This window comes from Pseudomonas sp. DSV-1, assembly GCF_035830915.1.
Classification (GTDB): domain Bacteria; phylum Pseudomonadota; class Gammaproteobacteria; order Pseudomonadales; family Pseudomonadaceae; genus Aquipseudomonas.
In genome coordinates this window covers 4538294-4560078 of record NZ_JAYMYG010000001.1, presented here as the reverse complement: position 1 = coordinate 4560078, position 21785 = coordinate 4538294, and the positions used below count along the sequence as shown (strand labels likewise).

Annotated in this window: 17 protein-coding genes and 1 pseudogene; 4 read left to right on the top strand and 14 right to left on the bottom strand. The window is 60.0% G+C overall.

What is annotated here, in order from left to right:
• Positions 1-143 precede the first annotated feature (143 nt).
• Entirely contained in the window at positions 144-491 is a 348-nt protein-coding gene (locus VSQ83_RS21250) for a DUF6124 family protein (protein WP_326427469.1), read from the top strand.
• 37 nt (positions 492-528) lie between these two features.
• Here VSQ83_RS21250 and VSQ83_RS21245 read toward each other — a convergent pair whose 3' ends face one another.
• The 14 genes and pseudogenes from VSQ83_RS21245 to VSQ83_RS21180 form a co-directional block, all read right to left on the bottom strand.
• Entirely contained in the window at positions 529-1125 is a 597-nt protein-coding gene (locus VSQ83_RS21245; protein WP_133078765.1) for a MarC family protein, read from the bottom strand.
• A gap of 59 nt (positions 1126-1184) precedes the next feature.
• Positions 1185-3965 (bottom strand): hybrid sensor histidine kinase/response regulator, encoded by a 2781-nt coding sequence (locus tag VSQ83_RS21240; protein WP_133078766.1) that lies wholly within the window; start codon positions 3963-3965, stop codon positions 1185-1187.
• A gap of 99 nt (positions 3966-4064) precedes the next feature.
• A complete protein-coding gene (gene purD / locus VSQ83_RS21235; protein ID WP_133078767.1) occupies positions 4065-5363 on the bottom strand; it encodes a phosphoribosylamine--glycine ligase in 1299 nt (432 codons plus the stop codon).
• Positions 5364-5531: 168 nt separating this feature from the next.
• Complete coding sequence (gene purH / locus VSQ83_RS21230; protein ID WP_219262804.1) at positions 5532-7139, bottom strand: bifunctional phosphoribosylaminoimidazolecarboxamide formyltransferase/IMP cyclohydrolase; 1608 nt, start codon at positions 7137-7139, stop codon at positions 5532-5534.
• An 81-nt stretch (positions 7140-7220) separates the two neighbouring features.
• The gene (gene fis / locus VSQ83_RS21225) at positions 7221-7541 is read right to left on the bottom strand and encodes a DNA-binding transcriptional regulator Fis (RefSeq protein WP_003439210.1); all 321 of its coding nucleotides are present in this window, start codon (positions 7539-7541) and stop codon (positions 7221-7223) included.
• Positions 7538-8551: a tRNA dihydrouridine synthase DusB gene (gene dusB, locus VSQ83_RS21220; protein WP_133078769.1), complete on the bottom strand. Its 1014-nt coding sequence runs from the start codon at positions 8549-8551 to the stop codon at positions 7538-7540. The genes fis and dusB overlap by 4 nt, the downstream gene beginning before the upstream one ends.
• A gap of 197 nt (positions 8552-8748) precedes the next feature.
• A complete protein-coding gene (locus tag VSQ83_RS21215) occupies positions 8749-10002 on the bottom strand; it encodes a DUF3426 domain-containing protein (RefSeq protein ID WP_219262805.1) in 1254 nt (417 codons plus the stop codon).
• A 30-nt stretch (positions 10003-10032) separates the two neighbouring features.
• Entirely contained in the window at positions 10033-10911 is an 879-nt protein-coding gene (gene prmA, locus VSQ83_RS21210; protein ID WP_326427468.1) for a 50S ribosomal protein L11 methyltransferase, read from the bottom strand.
• A gap of 219 nt (positions 10912-11130) precedes the next feature.
• Positions 11131-12489 (bottom strand): acetyl-CoA carboxylase biotin carboxylase subunit, encoded by a 1359-nt coding sequence (accC, locus tag VSQ83_RS21205; RefSeq protein WP_133078772.1) that lies wholly within the window; start codon positions 12487-12489, stop codon positions 11131-11133.
• 17 nt (positions 12490-12506) lie between these two features.
• Complete coding sequence (accB, locus tag VSQ83_RS21200) at positions 12507-12968, bottom strand: acetyl-CoA carboxylase biotin carboxyl carrier protein (protein WP_019826877.1); 462 nt, start codon at positions 12966-12968, stop codon at positions 12507-12509.
• Positions 12969-12993: 25 nt separating this feature from the next.
• Positions 12994-13449, bottom strand: a complete 456-nt coding sequence (aroQ, locus tag VSQ83_RS21195; RefSeq protein WP_048360251.1) for a type II 3-dehydroquinate dehydratase — start codon at positions 13447-13449, stop codon at positions 12994-12996.
• Positions 13450-13579: 130 nt separating this feature from the next.
• Entirely contained in the window at positions 13580-15346 is a 1767-nt protein-coding gene (locus VSQ83_RS21190) for a protein-disulfide reductase DsbD (RefSeq protein ID WP_326427466.1), read from the bottom strand.
• 156 nt (positions 15347-15502) lie between these two features.
• Positions 15503-16018 (bottom strand): annotated as a pseudogene (locus tag VSQ83_RS26845) (methyl-accepting chemotaxis protein); the annotation flags it as partial.
• Positions 16019-17544: 1526 nt separating this feature from the next.
• The gene (locus tag VSQ83_RS21180) at positions 17545-19188 is read right to left on the bottom strand and encodes a GGDEF domain-containing response regulator (protein WP_326427465.1); all 1644 of its coding nucleotides are present in this window, start codon (positions 19186-19188) and stop codon (positions 17545-17547) included.
• Positions 19189-19454: 266 nt separating this feature from the next.
• On the opposite strand from VSQ83_RS21180, the gene VSQ83_RS21175 reads away from it, so the two are divergent.
• The 3 genes from VSQ83_RS21175 to VSQ83_RS21165 all read left to right on the top strand — a co-directional run bounded on the left by VSQ83_RS21175 (position 19455) and on the right by VSQ83_RS21165 (position 21729).
• The gene (locus VSQ83_RS21175) at positions 19455-20522 is read left to right on the top strand and encodes a DUF2333 family protein (RefSeq protein ID WP_326427463.1); all 1068 of its coding nucleotides are present in this window, start codon (positions 19455-19457) and stop codon (positions 20520-20522) included.
• Between the two features lie 3 nt (positions 20523-20525).
• Complete coding sequence (locus tag VSQ83_RS21170; protein WP_326427462.1) at positions 20526-21068, top strand: NUDIX hydrolase; 543 nt, start codon at positions 20526-20528, stop codon at positions 21066-21068.
• Positions 21069-21357: 289 nt separating this feature from the next.
• Positions 21358-21729 carry a translation initiation factor Sui1 gene (locus tag VSQ83_RS21165; protein WP_019825846.1) on the top strand — a complete coding sequence of 124 codons (372 nt, stop codon included), beginning with the start codon at positions 21358-21360 and terminating at the stop codon, positions 21727-21729.
• The last annotated feature ends 56 nt before the right edge of the window (positions 21730-21785 follow it).

The following is a 21785-nucleotide window of genomic DNA, read 5'->3' as shown; positions in this document are numbered from 1 at the left end:
CTGCGTTTTATGGTGGCCGTGCGCAGGGTGCCCTCGGGCACGCCGGTTCCCAAACACGCCGGTCTACTAACCTGTGCACGGCTGCCACCCATTTGTTTAGTAGCGAAAAGTGGCAGCTCCCTTAACGTGTTTGGAGTTAAGCCATGAAAAAAATCACCCCCGATCCCCCTGCTTTACCCCTCGATGCTGCTGACAGTCACGACCCGTTGCTGGACCGTGCCGCCGTCGAACGTGCGCTCAATTACTACCTGCAAAACCATAAGCCTTATCGCCCTATAGGCACGGCCATGCTGGCCATCCCGAACAGTGTCAATTCAGAAGCGGCTTTGGCCCAGGCGTCAGACTTGTTGCGCTGTGCGGGTGCCTGCGCGAATGAGGTGGGGAATGGCTTGAGCGGGCCTGCGCGCGATTTGGTGTTGTCGGTCATGCACCTGGTGGAGCTGGCCAAGGGGTATGTCGACACGTCGCTGGACACGCTGGCAACGCACTAAGGCAGCACGCGCCTGATTGGCGACAGGCGCGTCATTGTCAGGGAACCATGTAGCCCCGGATCCCGGTGAAGATGATCTGGGCCGCCAGGGCGCAGACAAACAGGCCCATCAGGCGACTGACGATCTGCAGCCCCTGTTCGCCCAGTATCCGTTCGATTCGGTTGGAGAGGTAAAGCACCACGCCAACCGTCAGGCTCGCCAGCGCAATACTGGTGATCGCCATCAGCTTGTCGTCCCAATGGGGCTGACTGACCCCCATGACCAGCAACGCACCAATGGTGCCTGGGCCGACGGTCAGCGGAATGGTCAGCGGAACTATGGTCACGTCTTGCTGCACGTTGTCGGTCTGGACGGCCGATTTACCCTGGGCCATGCCCAGTGCCGAAATAAACAGCACGCTGCCGGCACCGATGCGGAAGGCGTCGACGGTAATGCCAAACACATTGAAGATCGCGCGCCCAAACAGGTACAGCAGTACGCTGGAGATCAGCGTTGCCAGCGCCACCTTCCAGGCCAGGCGACGGCGTTCTTTGTTCGAGTAACCCCGGGTCAGGCTGATAAAGCACGACAGCACGAAAAACGGGCTGTAGAGCACCAGCATCTTCAAATACACACTGAACAGCATATGAAGCATGGTCTTGGCTCATATCGAAGGGGGGGCGCCCGAAAGTCTATCAGGGGATCGGCTGTCTGTTAGGACAGTTGTGCCGTGGATTGACGCAACTCACGTTGTTCAACCCAAAACTCCACCAGTTCTCGCAGTTGCGACAGTTCTACGGGTTTGGACATGTGGCCGTCCATGCCGGCCTGACGGGCGCGCTCCTTGTGTTCGGTGAGGATGTGCGCGGTCAATGCGACCACCGGGGTGCGTATGCGCTGATGGCTGACTTCCCAGGCGCGCAATTGCTCCGTGGCTGAGAAACCGTCCAGCACGGGCATTTCACAGTCCATCAGCACCAGATCGTATTGCCGGGCTTTCATGGCTTTGAGTGCTTCTTCACCGTTGCAGGCGGTGTCCGGGTTCAGGTTGAGCTTGCCCAGCATGCCGCGAATGACCTTGGTGGAGATGTTGTTGTCTTCGGCCACCAGGATGCGAAAGTCATTGGGCACTGAAACCGGCACGGCGGCGGGGCCGTTGGCGGTGGTGTGCGCGGTGGCATGGCCCTTGTTGCGTTGGGTCAGCTCATCGGCCAGGGTGGTTTTGAGGGTGTAGCCGGCCACCGGTTTGGCGAGGATGCGTTTGATCCCGCAGTTGCGTGCAATGATCTTGCTCGGTGCGTTGCTGATCCCCGTGAGCATGACCAGCAGGATGTCGTGGTTCAGGCTCGGGTCTTCCTTGATTTTGGCGGCCAGTTGCATGCCGGTCATGCCGGGCATGTTCTGGTCCAGCAGCACGATGTCGAAGTAATCACGCAAGTGGGCCTTGGTGCGCAGCAAGGCCAGGGCTTCCTTGCCCGATGCCGCAGCACTGACATTCAAACCCCAGGCGCAACATTGCTGTACCAGCACTTTGCGGCAGGTGTCATTGTCGTCGACCACCAGCACCCGTGCGCCCTTGAGCGGGCTGTCCAGGTCGGAAGTCGGGTGCTCAAGGTGTTGCGGGTCCAGGGGCAGTGTCAGCCACAGGTTGCTGCCGGTGGTTTGTCCGGGCTTTATGCCGAATTCACCGCCCATCAACATGATCAGCTGGCGAGCGATCACCAGACCCAGATGGCCCCCCAAGCGGGTCGCGGCGAGGAAGTTCTTGCTGTGCAATTCGGCATGCAACAGGGCATCACGCTCCTGTTCATCCATCGGTTGGCCAGAGTCCTGAATGGCAATGCGCAGTCGCGGCGGGCCACTGCGTTCCTCCAGTGCGACAACGATGAGGATCTCGCCCTCGTCAGTCTTTTTCAGGGAACTTTCGAGCAGGCTCAGCAGTGTTTGGCGCAAACGCGTAGGGTCACCGCTGATGACCCGTGGCACTTGTGGCTGGATAAAACTGATGAGTTCGACGTTCTGCTGTTCGGCCTTGGTGCGAAAAATACTCAGGCAGTCTTCGATCAGGGCATTGAGATCGAATTGCACGTCATCAAGCTCGATTTGCCCCGATTCGAGCTTGGAAATATCGAGAATTTCGTTAATCAGTGTCAGCAGTTCGTTACCCGCACTGTGGATGGTCTGGACGTAGTCCCGTTGCTTGACCGACAGCGGCGTGCCCAACAGTAGCTCGGTCATGCCCAGCACCCCGTTCATGGGGGTGCGGATTTCATGGCTGATCTTGGCCAGAAACTCGGCCTTGGCATTCACTTCGGCATTACTGGCGGCCAGCTCGCGGCTAATACTGAATTGGGCCTGGGTAATGCTGCGGTTGCGCTCGCTCAGGGCGATGCTCATCAGCAACCCGCTGATGCAGATGATCACCATCAGGGCCAGGACCAGCTCCTGCGGCGCGATGAGGGTCAAGCCCAGCAACGCGGGGAGAATCACCAGGGTGCCGATGTTGAAAATCACCATCGCCATGACAAACATGCGCGCGGGCCGATAGCCCTTTTGCCAGTGGTAGACCGAGACGGCCAGGATGCTGACGCTTGCCAGTCCGACCAGGGCGTAGGTCATCACGTTCAGCGGCAGATTATCGATAAACAGGAGCAACAGGCCGCCGAGGCCGATGATCAGGATATCCAGCAGCAGCAGCTTGTGCAGCCGGTGCGCACCACGGGTCGAGAAAAAGCTGTAGGTAAACATCAGCCCGCAAGGGGCTGTCAGCAGCAGCGTCAGGTACGCGCCGGGGGTCTGGATGGCGTGCCAGTCAGGGAGCCAGGGGTCCAGCAGGTTCAGGAACAGCGCCGAACTGGCCATCAGCAGGATTTCACAGATGGCCAGCCACAGGCTGCTGGGCGAACGGCTGAAGGCGAAGCGAATAAGGTTGTGCAGCAACAGCATCGACATGCAGCCCAGCAGCAAGCCATAGAGCAGGGGCTTGGTCTGGTTGGCAGCCAGCATGACGGCAGTGTCGAGGGTAATGTGGGGGCGCAACTGATGGTCCGAGACCATGCGCAGGTAGACATCCAGAGGTTGTGAGCTTTGGGGCAGGGGCAGCAGGTAGTCGCTGCTGGGCACGGGCTTGCTGTTGATGGGCAATGCCGTGCCGGTGTTGGTCTGGCTGATCAGTTTTTGATCATCGAAGACATACATGTCGAGGTTTGCCAGATCGGGGGCGAATATCCGCAGGATCTGTTCATGCTTGTCGGGTTGCAGGTGTACCCGCAGCCACAGGGCTTCGCCGGGTTCTGCAGCGGCTATTCGGTCGAGTTCGACAGGGCTGAACTGGCTGGATAGCCGGGGTGAGCGCACATCACTCAGTTGCAGGGTAGCCTGAGGGTCTGGCAATACAGACCAGCTGGTACCTGATGCAGCCTGCACAGGCATCATGCCGAGCACAGAGCCCAGCAACGTGATGGTAAAAGCTATGGCGATCCTGAGCCAGCGCACGGCGAAATCCCTTCGTAAAGTGAAGCCAGATGATAACTATGCGCGGGCCTGGAATAGTTAGGCAAGGGCAGGCAGCCCCCGCCTATCTATGTGGATTGCTTATTCCTGGTCGTCACCGCGTTCGCGTGCAATGGCTCGGTAGCCAATATCGTTACGGTAGAAGCAACCTTCCCACTCGATGGCCTTGGCCAGTTCGTAGGCCTTGTGTTGTGCCGCTTCAACGGTGTCACCCATTGCGGTTGCGCACAGTACTCGGCCACCCGAGGTTACGACTTCACCGGCTTGATTAAGTGCCGTACCTGCATGGAAAACCTTGCCTTCCAGCTTGGCTGCGGCATCCAGACCGTGGATGACCGTGCCCTTGGCGTAATCGCCAGGGTAGCCACCGGCAGCGAGGACGATGCCCAGGCTTGGGCGCGGATCCCATTGCGCTTCAACCTTGTCCAGCGCCTGGGCCAGTGCGGCCTCAACCAGCAGCACCAGGCTCGATTGCAGACGCAGCATCACCGGTTGGGTTTCAGGGTCGCCGAAGCGGCAGTTGAACTCGATGACTTTCGGGTTGCCGGCTTTGTCGATCATCAGGCCTGCGTACAGGAAACCGGTGTAGACGTTGCCTTCGTCAGCCATGCCGCGCACGGTAGGCCAGATCACCAGATCCATCACGCGCTGGTGAACGTCGGCGGTCACGACCGGGGCAGGGGAGTAAGCGCCCATGCCGCCGGTGTTCGGGCCGGTGTCGCCATCGCCAACACGTTTGTGGTCCTGGCTGGTGGCCATTGGCAGAACGTTCTTGCCGTCGACCATCACGATGAAGCTGGCTTCTTCGCCGTCGAGGAACTCTTCGATCACGACCCGTGAACCGGCTTCGCCAAAGGCGTTGCCTGCGAGCATGTCGCGTACGGCGTCTTCGGCTTCGGTCAGGGTCATGGCGACGATTACGCCTTTACCTGCGGCCAGGCCGTCGGCCTTGATCACGATCGGCGCGCCGACTTTCTGCAGATAAGCCAGAGCCGGTTCGATTTCAGTGAAATTCTGGTAGTCGGCGGTCGGGATCTTGTGGCGTGCCAGGAAGTCCTTGGTGAACGCCTTGGAGCCTTCCAGCTGAGCAGCGCCGGCGGTAGGGCCGAAGCAGTCCAGGCCACGGGCGCGGAACAGATCTACCACACCGGCTACCAGAGGTACTTCCGGACCCACGATGGTCAGGGAGACATTCTTCTCGGCGAAATCTGCCAGCTGCTCAAGGGCCAGCACGTCGATGGCGACGTTCTCGCATTTGGCTTCAATGGCGGTGCCGGCGTTGCCCGGGGCAACGAATACTTTAGCGACACGTGGGTCCTGAGCTACTTTCCAGGCCAGTGCGTGTTCGCGGCCACCGCTGCCAATGATCAAAACATTCATTTCAAAAACCTCGGATGACGCTGAATTCTGGTGAGCACCGCAACCTGAGCCTGTAGTCGCTGCCGAAGGCTGCGAAGGGTTGCGAAGCAACCCGTTATCTCAGGCTCCCTGCAAATCCCATCGCAGCCTTCGGCAGCGACTACAGGGTTGCGGTGCGCTCAAAAGTGATTAGTGACGGAAGTGGCGCATGCCGGTGAACACCATGGCAATACCGGCTTCGTCTGCAGCTGCAATCACTTCGCTGTCACGCATCGAGCCGCCCGGCTGGATCACCGCAGTGATACCGGCCTTGGCCGCGTTGTCGATGCCGTCACGGAACGGGAAGAAGGCGTCCGATGCCATGACGGCACCCTGTACTTGCAGACCGGCGTGCTCGGCCTTGATCGCGGCAATACGGGCCGAGTTTACGCGGCTCATCTGGCCCGCGCCGACACCGATGGTCTGACGGCCCTTGGCGTAGACGATGGCGTTGGACTTCACGTACTTGGCTACTTTCCAGGCGAAGATCAGGTCGTTGATCTCTTGCTCGGTCGGTGCGCGCTTGGTCACGACTTTCAGGTCTTCGCTGCCGATCATCTCGATGTCACGGCTTTGAACCAGCAGGCCGCCGTTGACGCGCTTGAAGTCCCAGGCCGGGGCGCGATCTTCGCTCCACTGGCCGCAGGCCAGCAGGCGCACGTTGGCTTTGGCCGCGACGATGGCGCGGGCTTCCTCGCTCACGGACGGGGCGATGATCACTTCAACGAACTGACGCTCAACAATGGCCTTGGCCGTTTCAGCGTCCAGTTCACGGTTGAAGGCGATGATGCCGCCGAACGCCGATTCGGTATCCGTGGCGTAAGCCAGTTCGTACGCCTGGCGGATGCCGCCTTCAGCGTCCGGGCTCACGGCTACGCCGCACGGGTTGGCGTGCTTGACGATCACGCAAGCCGGTTTGACGAAGCTTTTTACGCATTCCAGCGCGGCGTCGGTGTCGGCCACGTTGTTGAACGACAGTTCCTTGCCTTGCAGCTGGGTTGCCGTCGCGATGCTGACTTCGGTCGGCTTGGCTTCAACGTAGAACGCCGCTTTCTGGTGCGGGTTCTCGCCGTAGCGCATTTCCTGGGCCTTGATGAACTGGCTGTTGAAGGTGCGCGGGAACAGGCCGCGGTCTTCGGTGCTCAGTACTTCAGCGGCCTGGTTCACGGTGCCCAGGTAGTTGGCGATCATGCCGTCGTAGGCCGCGGTGTGTTCAAACGCCTTGAGCATCAGGTCGAAACGCTGTGCGTAGGTCAGGCCACCGGCCTTGAGGTTTTCCAGAACGTTGGCGTAATCGCTGGCATTCACCACGATGGCCACGTCTTTGTGGTTTTTTGCAGCCGAACGGACCATGGTCGGGCCGCCGATGTCGATGTTCTCGATGGCGGTCGGCAGGTCGCAGCCTGGCTTGGAGATGGTGGCTTCGAACGGGTAGAGGTTAACGGCTACCAGGTCGATCGGCTTGATGCCGTGCTCGCTCATGATGTCGTCATCGATGCCGCGACGGCCCAGAATGCCACCGTGGATTTTCGGGTGCAGGGTTTTCACCCGACCGTCCATCATTTCTGCAAAGCCGGTGTAGTCCGCCACTTCAACGGCGGCTACGCCGTTGTCTTGCAGCAGCTTGAACGTACCGCCAGTGGACAGGATCTCGACGCCGAGGGCTTCCAGTTCACGGGCGAAATCAAGGATTCCGGTTTTGTCGGAAACGCTGATTAGAGCGCGGCGGATCGGCAGGCGGGTAGTCTGATCGGTCATCTCGATTTCCATCAAAAGCAAAGGAGTCAGCAAAAAAGGCGGCCTGTTTTATCAGGACGCCTTTCAGGTTTGATTGAATGCTTACAGCAGATCGTACTGTTTGAGCTTTTTGCGCAAGGTGCCGCGATTGAGGCCCAGCAGCTCGGAGGCCTTGGTCTGGTTGCCCTTGACGTAGTTCATGACGCACTCGAGAAGGGGAGCCTCGACTTCGGAAAGTACCAGGTTGTAGACGTCCGTGACTTCAGCGCCCTCCAGGTGGGCGAAATAATTGTGCAGCGCCTTTTCGACACTCCCGCGAAGGGTCTGGCCTTCTTCGCTCGGTGTATTGAGGTGCTGTTTCAAGTTGACGTTGTCGCTCACGGGCGTTGTTCCACTCACTAATGTCTCGGTCATCATCGTCATGCGGCCACCCATCCTTCGTCCCCTGTTACCAGGCTCTTGTGTCGTTCGGCGAAAAACGCCTGAACGTTGGCGCATTGTGCTTCCGTATCTTCTAAACGATTGAAGTGGGCGCGAAACTCCTTGGCGCCCGGCAAGGTTGCCAGATACCAGCCGACATGCTTGCGGGCAATGCGTACGCCCAGCACCTCCCCATAGAAGGTATGCAATGCAGTCAGGTGCTCCAGCAGAATACGTTCCACTTCACTCAACTGCGGTGCCGGCATCAGTTGCCCGGTGCGCAGAAAGTGATCAATTTCGCGGAAAATCCAGGGCCGCCCTTGAGCCGCCCTGCCTATCAATAGTCCGTCAGCCCCGGTCGCGTTCAACACGTGCAGGGCCTTGTGGGGTGAATCAATGTCGCCGTTGGCAAAGACCGGTATCGACACCGCCTGCTTGATCGCGGCAATGGTGTCGTACTCGGCTTCGCCGGTGTACAGGTCGGCACGGGTTCTGCCGTGCACCGCCAGAGCGGTAATGCCGGCCTGTTCGGCGATCTTTGCCACCGTAATGCCGTTCTTGTTGTCCCGGTCCCAGCCGGTACGGATCTTCAGGGTAACCGGCACATCAACCGCAGCCACGACGGCCTGCAGGATCTCGTTTACCAGTGCTTCATCTTTTAGCAACGCGGAGCCGGCGGCCTTGTTGCAGACCTTTTTTGCCGGGCAACCCATGTTGATGTCAATTATCTGTGCGCCCAGTTCCACATTGGCCCTGGCGGCGTCTGCCAGCATTTGCGCGTCACCGCCGGCGATCTGTACCGAGCGTGGCTCGGGATCACCGTCGTGAATCATGCGCAGGCGCGATTTGCGGCTGTTCCAGAGACTCATGTCACTGGTGACCATTTCCGAAACAACCAGGCCTGCACCCATCCGTCGACAAAGCTGACGAAAGGGCTGGTCGGTGACACCCGCCATAGGGGCGAGAATCAAACCGTTGTGCAATGTATATGGGCCGATGCGTACCGCCGACATAGGACTTCCCTGTTGTGGGGCCGGATCTTGGGAGTTCGAAAAAGGGTTGGCATGATACCCGCTCTCGATGACTGGTTAAAGACGCAATTGGATGAATTTTGAACAATTAGCCGCAAGACACAAACCGCAAGCGGCAAGTGGGGGGCTAAGAGCCCGGCACTTGCCGCTTGCGGTTTGTCACTCAAAGCGTAGCGCGGTTATTCGGGCGAGTGAAAACTCAGGCTGTAGTTCACGGCCTTGGGACCCGGGTCGAGGATGTCCAGCGCAATATGGATGGGGGTTTGCGGGGGCATTTCGGCTTTTGACAAATCCCCGGTCAGGTATTCGCCGGGTTTAAACCGACGACTGGCAATCATTTTGCCGTTGAGGTCGGCAAAACGCAGTTCCAGTAACGGGAAGGGCTGGGAGAACGGTGCGCGGTTGTAGAGGATGGCATCCACCACCAGCGCTCCGGTGAACTCGGGATGGCTGCGCACCACCAGATTGCTGCTTTTGATGCGGTCGATATCGACTTTGGACGGCACCGTGCAGCCGATCTGCGGACACAGTTGCTGGAAGATCGGACGGTATTGATCCTGGCGTGCCAGCTCGTCGAAGTGGTTGGCAATGTACTGCCCGGCCAATGCCGCCGCGGCCAGCAATACCAGCAAGGTCCAGAGCAGGCGCTTGCCCCAGGGGGTACGGCGCTTCTGCCAGTCCAGGTGCAGCGGATCGTCGACCAGATCCATCAACGGATCTTCGCGCATGGCTGGCTCGCTGCGCTTGCGCTTGTCTTTGCTGACCGGCGCAGGTTCAGGGAGCTCGTCGTCATCGTCATCGGTCGCCGACAGGCGCTCGCCCGGCAGCGGCGGCTCAAGGTCGTCGTCCAGCGAAAGCTGGAGCGGCGGTGTGTCGTCCGGTTCGTCGAGGTCCAATGACACTGACGGTTCGGTACGCCCTGTCTTGGAGAGCTCTACGGCTTTTTCGGCATCCTTGGCCGTCTCGGCGCGGTCGGCTGCAGATTCACTGAACAGGCTGTCAGACCATTCGTTTTCTTCAGCGTCATTGCTTTCGCGACGAGCACTCAGTGAGCTGCTTTTGGGCGTGTGGGGCTGGCCGAAGCTTTTGCTGGGCTGTATTTCACGCTCTTCGAGCTTGGCCAGCTCTTCGTCCAGATCCAGATGGTCGAGGTCCATCGCGTTGGCCTGCCACGGTGCCGGGCTGGCCGGCACAGGTGTGGCAGGGGCCTGGACGGGTGTCGGCTCGATTACTTCGGGCGCGGCAACGGCAGGAGTCACCACGGCGGGCGGCTGCTCTGTTTCAGTGCTCTGGTTCAGCAGTTGCTGTGCGGCATTGAACACTTGCAGGCAGGCGCCGCAGCGCACCACTCCGCGAGCCATGCCCAATTGGGCGTGGCGCACGCGAAAGCTGGTTTGGCAATGTGGGCACTGGGTAACGAAGCTATCGTTCATGCGGCCATCCGGATTGAGCAGGCGTGCATTCTAGCGCCGACGGCCACTGATGCGCACCCAGCCATCGCGATTGGCAATCGGATCCAGATCGAAGTCCTTGGCGTACGCCGCAGCCACTTCTTCGCCCTGTTCGGCGAGGATGCCCGACAGTGCCAGGCGGCCACCCGGCTTGACCAGGCTCGACAGTTGCGGGGCGAGGGATACCAGCGGGCCTGCCAGGATGTTGGCAACCACCACGTCGGCCTGAACCTGTGGCAGGTCTTCAGGCAGGTACAACGGGAACAGTGCTTCGGCGACATTGTTGCGCCCGGCGTTATCGCGGGAGGCTTCCAGCGCCTGCACGTCGATATCGGTGCCGATGGCTTCCCTGGCGCCCAGCAGCAGGGCGGCAATGGCCAGAATCCCCGAGCCGCAGCCGAAGTCCAGCACGTTGCAGTCTTTCAAATCCTGGCCGTCGAGCCATTCCAGGCACAGTGCGGTGGTCGGGTGGGTGCCGGTGCCGAACGCCAGGCCCGGATCGAGCAGCAGGTTGACCGCATCAGGTTCCGGGGCTGCGTGCCAGCTTGGCACGATCCACAGGCGCTGGCCGAAGCGCATCGGATGGAAGTTGTCCATCCAGCTGCGCTCCCAGTCCTGGTCTTCGATGGCTTCGGCGTGGTGCTCAGGCAGTGGCGAGCCGGTGAGCAGTTCCAGATGGGACAGCACGAGGTCGGCTTCGGTGCCGCCTTCGAACAATGCCAGCAAATGGGTGTGCGACCACAGGGGGGTGGTGTTGAGTTCAGGTTCGAAAATCGGTTGATCTTCGGCGTCCATGAACGTCACAGAAACGGCACCGACTTCGAGGAACGCGTCTTCGTAGGTTTCGGCTTGTTCCGGGCTGATGGCGAGGCGTACTTGCAGCCAAGGCATGGCGGGCACCTTTGAAAAATAGGAGTGTGCAGCCGGTCGGGCTGCGAGAAGCGCGCAAGTTTACGCGAGCGGGCAGGCAGGGGGGTAATCAAAAACGATGAAAAGCGATCACGGCTGCGCAGCCCATCGCAGCCTCGTACCTCGTCAGCGACTACAGGTATTGCAAACTCAGAAACAACAAAGCCGCTCGAAAGCGGCTTTGTTGATCGGATGACAAACTTACTGGTTAGCCAGTTTGTGTTCCAGGTAGTGAATGTTGACGCCGCCTTTGCAGAAGCCTTCGTCATTCACCAGGTCGCGGTGCAGCGGGATGTTGGTCTTGATACCGTCGACCACGATTTCGTCCAGGGCATTGCGCATGCGGGCCATGGCTTCGTCACGGGTCGAACCCCAGGTGATCAGCTTGCCGATCAGGGAGTCGTAGTTGGACGGAACCTTGTAGCCGCTGTACAGGTGCGAATCGACGCGAACGCCGTTGCCGCCCGGAGCGTGGAAGTGCTTGACCATGCCAGGGCTCGGCATGAACGTCGCAGGGTCTTCAGCGTTGATCCGGCACTCCAGCGAGTGACCGTGAATGTTCACGTCAGCCTGGGTGAAGGACAGCTTGTTACCGGCTGCGATGCTCAACATCTCTTTCAGGATGTCGATGCCAGTAACCATTTCAGACACCGGGTGCTCTACTTGCACACGAGTGTTCATCTCGATGAAGTAGAAGCGACCGTTTTCGTACAGGAACTCGAAAGTACCCGCGCCACGGTAGTTGATGTCGACACAGGCTTTTACGCAGCGAGCCAGAACTTCAGCGCGTGCGGTTTCGTCGATGCCCGGTGCCGGTGCTTCTTCCAGCACTTTCTGGTGACGACGTTGCAGCGAGCAATCGCGGTCGCCCAGGTGGATCGCGTTACCCTGGCCATCGGAAATGACCTGAACTTCCACGTGACGTGGGTTGGTCAGGTATTTTTCGAGGTAGACCATCGGGTTGCTGAACCAGGCGCCGGCTTCTTCGCGGGTCTGCTTGGCAGCTTCGATCAGGTCTTCTTCACGGTGTACAACGCGCATGCCACGGCCACCGCCGCCGCCTGCTGCCTTGATGATCACCGGGTAGCCGACTTCACGGCCGATACGCAGTGCGGTTTCTTCGTCTTCAGGCAGCGGGCCGTCAGAACCTGGAACCGTAGGTACGCCTGCAGCGATCATGGCGTGCTTGGCCGAAACCTTGTCGCCCATCAGGCGAATGGTGTCGGCTTTCGGGCCGATGAAGGCAAAGCCGGATTTCTCGACTTGTTCGGCGAAATCGGCGTTTTCAGCCAAAAAGCCGTAGCCCGGGTGAATCGCCGTGGCGCCGGTCACTTCAGCGGCCGCGATGATGGCCGGAATGTGCAGGTAAGACAGGTTGGCCGGTGCCGGGCCGATGCAGACGGTTTCGTCTGCCAGACCCAGGTGCATCAGCTCTTTGTCGGCAGTGGAGTACACCGCGACGGTCTTGATCCCCATTTCCTTGCACGCCCGCAGGATGCGCAAAGCAATCTCGCCACGGTTGGCGATCAGGACTTTTTCCAGCTTCTGAGGCTTCAGCATCGTTGGCTCCCCGCGGTTCAAACGATGGTGAACAGCGGTTGGTCGAACTCAACCGGCTGACCGTTTTCGACCAGGATGGATTCGATAACGCCGGCTTTTTCAGCCGTGATGTGGTTCATCATTTTCATCGCTTCAACGATGCAAATGGTGTCGCCAACCTTGACGGTCTGGCCAACTTCAACGAAGGCAGGCGAGGTTGGAGCCGGGGTGCGGTAGAACGTACCGACCATTGGCGACTTGACCACAAAACCGTTCAGTTTTGGTGCAGCAGGCGCTTCGGTCACGGTGGCAACCGGAGCAACAGCAACGGGAGCCGCGGCTGGAGCTTGTTGCATTGGTGCCGGTGCGTAGAACTGCTGAGCTGGAGTCTTGCTGTGACGGCTGATGCGTACGGACTCTTCGCCTTCTTTAATTTCCAGCTCGTCGATGCCGGACTCTTCCAGCAGTTCGATCAGCTTCTTAACTTTACGGATATCCATGAATCGTCAACTCCCAATGGGTCTGTCAGGGGCGTTTAGCTTGTAGTTCAAGCTGTTCCAGGGCGGCCTCCAAGGCCAGTCGATAACCGCTGGCGCCAAGGCCGCAGATCACACCTACCGCAACGTCGGAGAAGTAGGAGTGATGGCGGAAAGGTTCGCGTTTGTGCACGTTAGACAAATGCACTTCGATGAATGGGATGCTCACCGCCAGCAGCGCGTCACGTAATGCCACGCTGGTGTGGGTAAAAGCCGCCGGGTTGATCAGAATAAAGTCCACGCCTTCGTTGCGGGCAGCGTGTACGCGGTCGATCAATTCATACTCGGCATTGCTTTGCAGGTAGAGCAAATGGTGGCCGGCATCACGGGCTCTCTGTTCCAGATCCTGATTGATTTGCGCCAGGGTAGTTGCGCCGTAGACGCCCGGCTCGCGGGTGCCAAGCAGGTTCAGGTTGGGGCCGTGCAGTACCAGAAAAGTCGCCATCTGCTGTTCCTTATTATCTATGTGCAGTTGTCAGTGCCGGGCGACTATGCCGAAAAGCGGATTCGCTGTCCAGTTAACTGCAATAGCCAGCACGATGACCGATGTTCGCGAAAAGTTTGTGACCGGTGCTCTAGATCTGGTCATTCGCGATAGCGACACGTTCGGCGAAGTCTGCGGCATTGATCTCGCCGATGACCCGCTGGTCACTTTTTTCGGCGCCGTTTTTTCCGAAGAACATCAGCGCGGGCGGGCCGAACAATGAGTAGTGATCGAGCAGGGCACGTTGCTTGGCATTGCTGGCAGTGATATCGAAACGCACCAGCCGATAACCTTTGAGCAGATCGACCACGCGGGGGTTGTTCAACACTTCGTGCTCGATCACTTTGCAACTGATGCACCAATCGGCGTACCAGTCCAGCAACAGTGGCTGACCAGCGGCCTTGGCCTGAGCCAGTGCGCTGTCCAGCTCGGCCGGGGTGCTGACGGTCAGCCACTGGTCGGCCGGTTGGGCGCTGGCGGTCACTGCCGTGTTTGCGGGTTGCGACTGGCCGATGGGGTTGAACGGATCACTTTGACCGCTCAGTGCGCCGTACCAGCAGGCCAGTCCATAGACCAGCAAAAACAGCCCGAGTAACTGGGCCAGACGCTGGCGCGGGGCTTTAGCGGTAAATTCCAGGGTGCCGAGAAACACGCTCACGCCCGCCGCCAGCGCACCGATCAGAAGCAAGGTCACGGGCCCCGGCAATACGCGGCTGAGCAAGGCAATGGCCAGGCCGAGCAGCAGCACGCCAATGGCGTTTTTTACATTGACCAGCCAAGGCCCGCTTTTCGGCAGCCAGGCCGCGCCACCGGTGGCGACCAGCAGCAGCGGCGCGCCCATGCCCAGGCCGAGGGCGAACAGCTTCAAGCCACCTCCCAGCGCATCGCCACTGGCACTGATATAGAGCAAGGCCCCGGCCAGCGGAGCCGACACGCAAGGTGACACCAGCAGGCTGGAGACCACGCCCAGCACGGCGGCTCCCCATAGCGAACCACCCTGAGTGCGATTGGCCACGCGATCGAGGCGATTGCTGATGGCTTGCGGCAATTTCAGCTCAAACACGCCAAACATCGCGAGGGCAAAAACCCCGAAAAACAGGGCAAATGGCACCAGTACCCACACCGATTGCAGGCGTGCCTGCAGATTGAGCTGAGCCCCGAACAGGCCCATCAGGGCGCCCAGCAAGGCAAAGCACGCGGCCATCGGCAGCACGTAGGCCAGTGACAGGCTGAAACCGCGCAAGCCGCCGACCTGGCCCCGCAATACCACGCCGGACAGAATCGGCAGCATCGGCAAGACGCAGGGGGTGAACGTCAGGCCAATACCGGCGAGGAAAAACAGAGCCAGCTCGCGCCAGTTCCACGATTTTTCGGGTTGGCCGGTGGCAGGGGCTGCGGTGCCCTCGATGGTCATTCGCTCGGTTTCAGGCGGGTAGCACAGGCCCTTGTCGGCGCAGCCCTGGTAGGTAACCACGAGGGCGAAAGGGCGCGAATCGTTGGCCGGGCGCGGGATATCCACATCGAGAATGCCGTGATAGACCTCGACGTTGCCAAAGTATTCGTCGTGTTTTGCTTCGCCGGGAGGCAGTTGCGCGGCGCCCAGGGCGATGTCGGCAGGTTCGGTCTTGAAGGCGAACTTGTGCCGATACAGGTAGTAGCCTTCGGTGGGTACAAATCGCAGCTTTATCGACTCGGGTGTACTGCTGATCAGGTTGAGCTTGAACGCTTCGCGAACCGGCAAGAAGTCGCTGCTGTTATTGATTGCACCCAGGGTCGCACTGGGTCGGTTATCCAGTAACCCCGCGCCCAGGGCGGGCACGGCAAACAGCAAACACAGAAGCAGAAACAGGCGGCGCATAGGAATCTCGCAAGTCGAACGTGCGGGCATGATAGCGCGGTGCATGGGTATGTGGGGGTGTGGGAGCGGGCTTGCTCGCGATTGCATCACCGTAGTCATGCAGGTAGACCGAGTCGTCTGCATCGCGAGCAAGCCCGCTCCCACAAGGGGCGCGGGTTACACCCGAAACGCCTGCACCGCGGTGTTGAGTTCTGACCCCAGCGTCAGTAGCTGCTGGCTCTGGTCGCGGGCAATGCCGATGCGTTGCAGGTTTTCGTCCCCCAGCACGTGAATGCGCTCGCTGTGATCGCGAATCTCGCTGACGGCGCCCGTTTGTTGTGCCGTGACGTCGGCAATGCGCACGGCGGTGTCTGAGATGGTTGCAATCGCCCCGACAATCTCATCCAGGGCACCGTCCGCGTCCTGGGCTTGCTGGGCGGTGGCCTGGGCGTGGGTCACTTGCGCACGGATGCCCTCGACCGATTGGCGGGCGGCCAGTTGCAGCCCGCCAATGAGTACCTGTATTTCGTTGGTCGCACCCGCAGTACGTTGCGCCAGGGAACGCACCTCTTCGGCGACCACCGCAAAGCCACGGCCCATTTCACCGGCGCGGGCAGCCTCGATGGCGGCATTGAGCGCCAGCAGATTGGTCTGGTCCGCAATGGAGCGAATCACGGTCAGGACCCCGCCGATGGTGGCCGATTCTTCTGCAAGACGTTCGATGGTCTGCGCATTGCCTTGCACTTCTCCCACCAGGGCGTGCAGCCCGGTCAGGCTCTGGCCGATCACCCGTTGCCCTTGTGCCACGGCCAGCCCCGCGCTGCGACTGGCGTCGGCGGCCTGGCTGGCATCGCCAGCCACCTGAGAAATGGTGGCCTCCAGCTCACCCAGTGCGTCGCGGATTTGCGCGGTATCACCTGCCTGGCGTTGTGCGCCGCTGTGCAGGCCCGTGCTCAGTTCGGCCAGGGTCTGGCTGCTGCCGGCAACCTGCTCGGCATTCAGGCGCAGGGTGCCCACCAGATTCACCAGATAGCTGCGCAGCCGGTTGAGTGATGATTCGATGTCGCGCAATTCCCGGTTGGTTTTGCCCAGCTGAATGTCGCGGCTGAAGTCACCCTCGGCCCATGTCGAAAGCAGCGGTGCCAAATACGTCAGCACCCGCGCCAGTTTGCGTTGCAGGGTGTCGATCAGCAGCGCAATCAGCAGGATCAGGCCAATCATCAGTCCCTGAATCAACCGCACTTCGTTCTGGATCTGCCCGTGTTCGGCGCGTACCACCGGCTCCAGCCCGGCGATGGCCTGCTGCACTGCATCGAGTTTCAGGTGGGTGGCGGCGCTGAGTTGAGCGCGTTGTTCTATCTGGTTCCGGGTGCGCTTGAGCTCCGCCGGGTAGCGGCTCAGCAGGCTGTTGAGTTCGCGCTTGAGGCCAATTCCGGCGTCTTCGGCCTGGGCTGTGGCGGTGGATTCCAGGCCCATCATCGCGGCAAAGTCGTCGGTGTCCGAAGCGCTTTTGCTGCTGACCCCCAGCAGGGGCAAGGCGTCGATTTGCCGGACCTGGCGCTCAATGCCGTCCAGCTCACGCGCCACGTCGCCCGCCAGCTCACTGCGCCCGCTACTGACCAGCTTGTCGCGAGCAAGAGACAGCTTGGCCAAGTGTTGCGAGGCGCCAAGCAACCAGGGCAGGTAGGCGCGGGCCTCGGGTGAGGCGGCATCGCTGGCGTACTGGCTGAGTTGTTCGAGGCTGGCGCCCAGCTCGCGTTCGGCTTGCAGCAGCAAGGCCTGGGGATCACCGGCCAATTTGCCGGCAGCCAGCAACTGGGTATTGCTGTAGGTGCTCAGGTCTTCAAGGCTGGGGCGCAGCGCATCGGCCAGCGCCACAGGTAATGGCTTGAGTTCGTCCTTGAGCGTGTCGAGGGCGCTGTTGGCATCGCTCAGGCGCAGGGCATCGCCGCTGGCCAGGTAGTCCTCGATATTGCGTGCCACCTTATTCTGGAACTGCTGCGAGAGGCTCAGGTAGCGTTCCATCAACAGGAAGGGCCGTTCCAGTGCCTGTTGTGACCACCACAAGGTTGCGCCCAGGGCGAGGCACACGGCGACCAGCAACAGTGTGTTGAGATTGGTTAGCAGCTTCAGGCGCATGTGGGATTTTGCCTACAACACAGTCAGAAGCGGCAGAAGTTATTGCATTTAAGTTACAGCGGTATGACGGAAAACTGGGGTTACGAGCAAATAGTGGCAATTGGCCTTGTCTGGGTGAAGCGCTGCACCTGATTGCGGCCGCTGTTCTTGGCCCGGTAAAGGGCTTCGTCTGCCTGTGAGGCCATCAGCAGGCTGTCAGCCTCGTCCTGCATTTGCACCACGCCGGCGCTGAACGAGCACGACAGATCGGTCGGCTGGGCGGGGTAGTGAATCTCCGAAAAACGTTGGCGAATCTGATTGAGCACCTTGTAAGCCGACTCTTGGTCCGTATCGGGCATCACAATCGCAAACTCTTCGCCGCCGTATCGGCCAATAAAGTCGGTTTTACGCAGGCGTTGCTTGAGAAACAACGCCAGGCTTTTGATCACCCGATCGCCCATTGGGTGGCCGTAGCCATCGTTGACGTGTTTGAAGTGGTCCAGGTCGAGCATCGCAAAGCTCAATGGACGATTTTCACGGCGCGCGCGAAAGGTGCAGTCTTCGAGCAGTTGCAGGATATGGGTGTGGTTATACAGCCCGGTCAGGCTGTCCCGCACCATGCGCGCCTTGAGGTGGCGGGCACGGGCGGCCCGATTACGTACGGTGGTGATCAGATGGCGCGGCTGGATGGGTTTGGTCAGGAAGTCATCGCCGCCTTCGCTCATGGCGTCGAGTTGCTTGTCCATGTCGTCTTCGGCTGACAGATAAATGATCGGCACACTCACATAGCGATCGTTGTGGCGGATGACCTTGGCCAGCTCGGTGCCCGTACAGCTGGGCATGTACATGTCGAGGATGATCAGGTCCGGCTGGAAGTCTGCAAGCTGGGCCATGGTCTGGATCGGATCGGTCAGGGTGCGGGTGACAATTCCCGCGCTGTTGAGCAGGCGCTCGGTAAGCAACGTCTGGGCCCGGGAGTCGTCAATGATCAGGACTTTGTAAGGTTCGTACTGAGCGACACAGGTCAGCACTTCGACCTTTTCCATCAGGCTGGACGCTTCGAGGGTGCCGGTCATGAACGCTTGCCCTCCTGCGCGCACGGCGGCCAGGCGCGTCGGGGTGTCGGTTTCATGCAGGCTGAAAAACAGCAGCGGCAGTTTCTGCTCAAGGCCGACCTGGGCTTCGGCGGCCAGTTCCAGGCCAAGGCCCGGACCGCCGAAATCAACGTCCATCACAATTGCGGCCGGATGGCGCTCGGCCATGGCGTGGCGAAAGCTCATCGGGTTGTTGAAGGCCTGGACGCTGAGTTCAAAAAACTCCAGTTGCCTGGCCAGGCGGTCCGCCCGCTCCAGATCCTGCAGCAGGATATACACAGGCTTGCGCAGCGGCGGCAGGCGGATGTTGGCGTCCACGTCACCCTGGCGCAGGCCGGTGCGCGACAGGCGCTGCATCAAACGGTTGAGCTCGGTGATGAGCTGGCTGCTCAGGCGACTTTGATTGGCGGCCATGTCTTGCAGCGCAACGTTGATCGCCCGAGCCAGTTCGGTGTGCTCCGGCTGTTCAAAACGCTTGGCAAAACGCAGCAGGCGCAGGTTGGCGTCGTCGAGTTCGGCCAGGCTTGCGGGTGACCATTCATTAGCTTGTAAACGCTGCCAGAGTTCAAGGATCTGGCGTGCCTGGTGGGTGACACGCTGGGCAAAGTGGTGTTTCAGGCGTTCGCGACTGGGGTCTTCTAGCTCTGTCATATCCTGGCTGCTGGTAAGTGAGCATGCTGAAATGAAATAGTGGCTCTATGCTAGCAGCTCGTTTCAAATGTACGAGTTTCTACTTGAAATTAACGGGTGGGTAGCCATTTTGCCCATCGCCCGCGTGCTTGTTCTATAGTGCCGGGCGTAAATGGCCCCTGCGATACGGCAGGAAGCCCGGCCCCGATTTAAAAGCGTGCACCCAAGGCACGATGGGTTAGGGTTATGGTCGAACCGTTGAATCAAGCAGATGAAAGGACATAGCCATGCTGGACTGGAAAAAACGTGAGGGCAGTGCCCGCGAGTCGGTCAAAGAGACGAAAACACAGTCGCGTGGCTATTTCAAAAGCATTCTGCTGAGCCGCTCCATCGCCGTGCTGGTGGCGATTTTCGTGGTGGTGAACCTGGGGCTAGGCTGGTACTGGAGCCAGGAACCGGACCTGTTCCCTGTGCAGCAAAACGCCCAGCTGGCGGCCGAGAAAGAAGGCAAACAGATGGTGCCGGGCTTCACTACCGTCGAAACCCTCAAGACCGTGGCCGGTACGTTGCTCAACAAGCCGGGCGGGTATCTGTCCAATGACCGTCTTACACCGGGCATCTTTTTGGACAATATCCCGAGCTGGGAATACGGCGTTCTGGTGCAGGTACGGGACCTGACCCGCGCCCTGCGCAAAGACTTCGCACGCTCGCAATCGCAATCGGCCGAAGATGCGGATCTGGCCAAGGCTGAGCCGCGCTTCAACTTTGACAACAAGAGCTGGATGCTGCCGTCCAGCGAATCCGAATACCAGGAAGGCATCAACTCCCTGAGCCGCTATCAGGCGCGTCTGTCTGATCCGAATCAGAAAAATGCACTGTTCTATGCACGCGCCGATAACCTCAACAACTGGCTGGGTGATGTAGGGACCCGTTTGGGTTCGCTGTCGCAACGCCTGTCGGCCAGTGTCGGGCGGGTAAAGCTCAATAGCGCACTGAAGACCGAATCTCTGCAGCCGGGCCAGGTGCCGGTGGTTGACGAAGAAGTGGTCGAAACGCCGTGGATGCAGATCGACAACGTGTTCTACGAAGCGCGTGGTCAAGCCTGGGCCTTGTCGCACTTGCTGCGTGCCATCGAAGTTGACTTCGCCGACGTGCTGGCCAAAAAGAACGCCACGGTGAGCGTGCGCCAGATCATTCGCGAGCTGGAAGCGGCTCAAGAACCGGTCTGGAGCCCCATGATCCTCAATGGCAGCGGCTATGGCGTCCTGGCTAACCACTCGCTGGTCATGGCCAACTATATTTCCCGCGCCAACGCGGCGGTCATGGACCTTCGTCAATTGCTGTCCCAAGGTTAAGCGATGGCTATTTCAGCTTTGGAGGCCGCACACCGTGCGGCATCTGATGTCGAGCAAGTTGCCTGGGTCGATCGTGATGATCGCTTGCTGGGCGCCCTGGCGCGCCATGAGTTGCGCGAGCGCGGCCTGATCGGGCGCGGTACGTTCATCCTTTTATTCAATTCTGCCGGGGAACTGTGCGTGCATCAGCGCACCCTCAGCAAAGCGCTGTACCCGGGTTTTTGGGATGTGGCGGCAGGTGGAATGGTGGGTGTGGACGAAACCTACGCCGAGTCGGCTGCCCGGGAACTGGCCGAGGAGCTTGGGGTCAGTGGCGTGGCGCTGATGGCCCATGAGCGGTTTTACTTCGAAGGCCCGCAGAACCACCTGTGGTGCGCGGTGTTTTCGGCGGTGTGGGATGGCCCCTTGCAGGTGCAGCCCGAAGAAGTTCAGCAGGCCTGCTTCATGCCGGTGGACGAGGCACTGCGCTTGAGTACGCACCTGGACTACTGCCCTGACTCACTGGATGCGCTCAAGCGTTATATGGCGCAAGTCAAAACCCTGTAGTCGCTGCCGCAGGCTGCGAAGGGTTGCGTAGCAACCCGTTTTCTCAAGGTCCCCACAACCCTCAACGCAGCCTGCGGCAGCGACTACAGGGTCCACCAAGATTTTTGCGCCGATTGGCTATTGGGCAGCAGCGATTTTGTCGTTACACTGCGCGACCTTTTTCAGGCTCAGGCGGTTTTCCCGCCTGAGTTGCGCTGCCCCTGCCAGAGTGGGGCTTCGCGGTCGGTATCCCTTGGCGCAACAGCGTCATGCACCGGCCAATTATTTGTCCTCCGAATGAGGATTGCCGGTGGCCAAAAAAGCCGCATCCTTCGCCGCCCTTGGTGGCCTGGTATTTTCCACCGACGCAGGTCGTCACTGTCCGGACTGTCGCCAGCCGGTGGACGCCTGTACCTGCAAACAAACCCTGATCCCCGAAGGTGATGGCATTGCCCGCGTGCGTCGCGAAAGCAAAGGCCGTGGCGGCAAGACGGTGACCACCATCACCGGCGTGCCGCTGGCTGAAGACGCGCTCAAGGAACTGGCCACGACGTTGAAAAAACGCTGTGGCACGGGTGGTGCGTTGAAAGACGGCATCATCGAAATCCAGGGCGATCACGTCGAGCTGTTGCTTGGCGAGTTGATCAAGCACGGGTTCAAAGCCAAGAAATCCGGCGGCTAGCAGCCTCTGTGAAAACCACCGCACAGCCGATCTGGCGCCTCTGAAGGGCTGGCCAG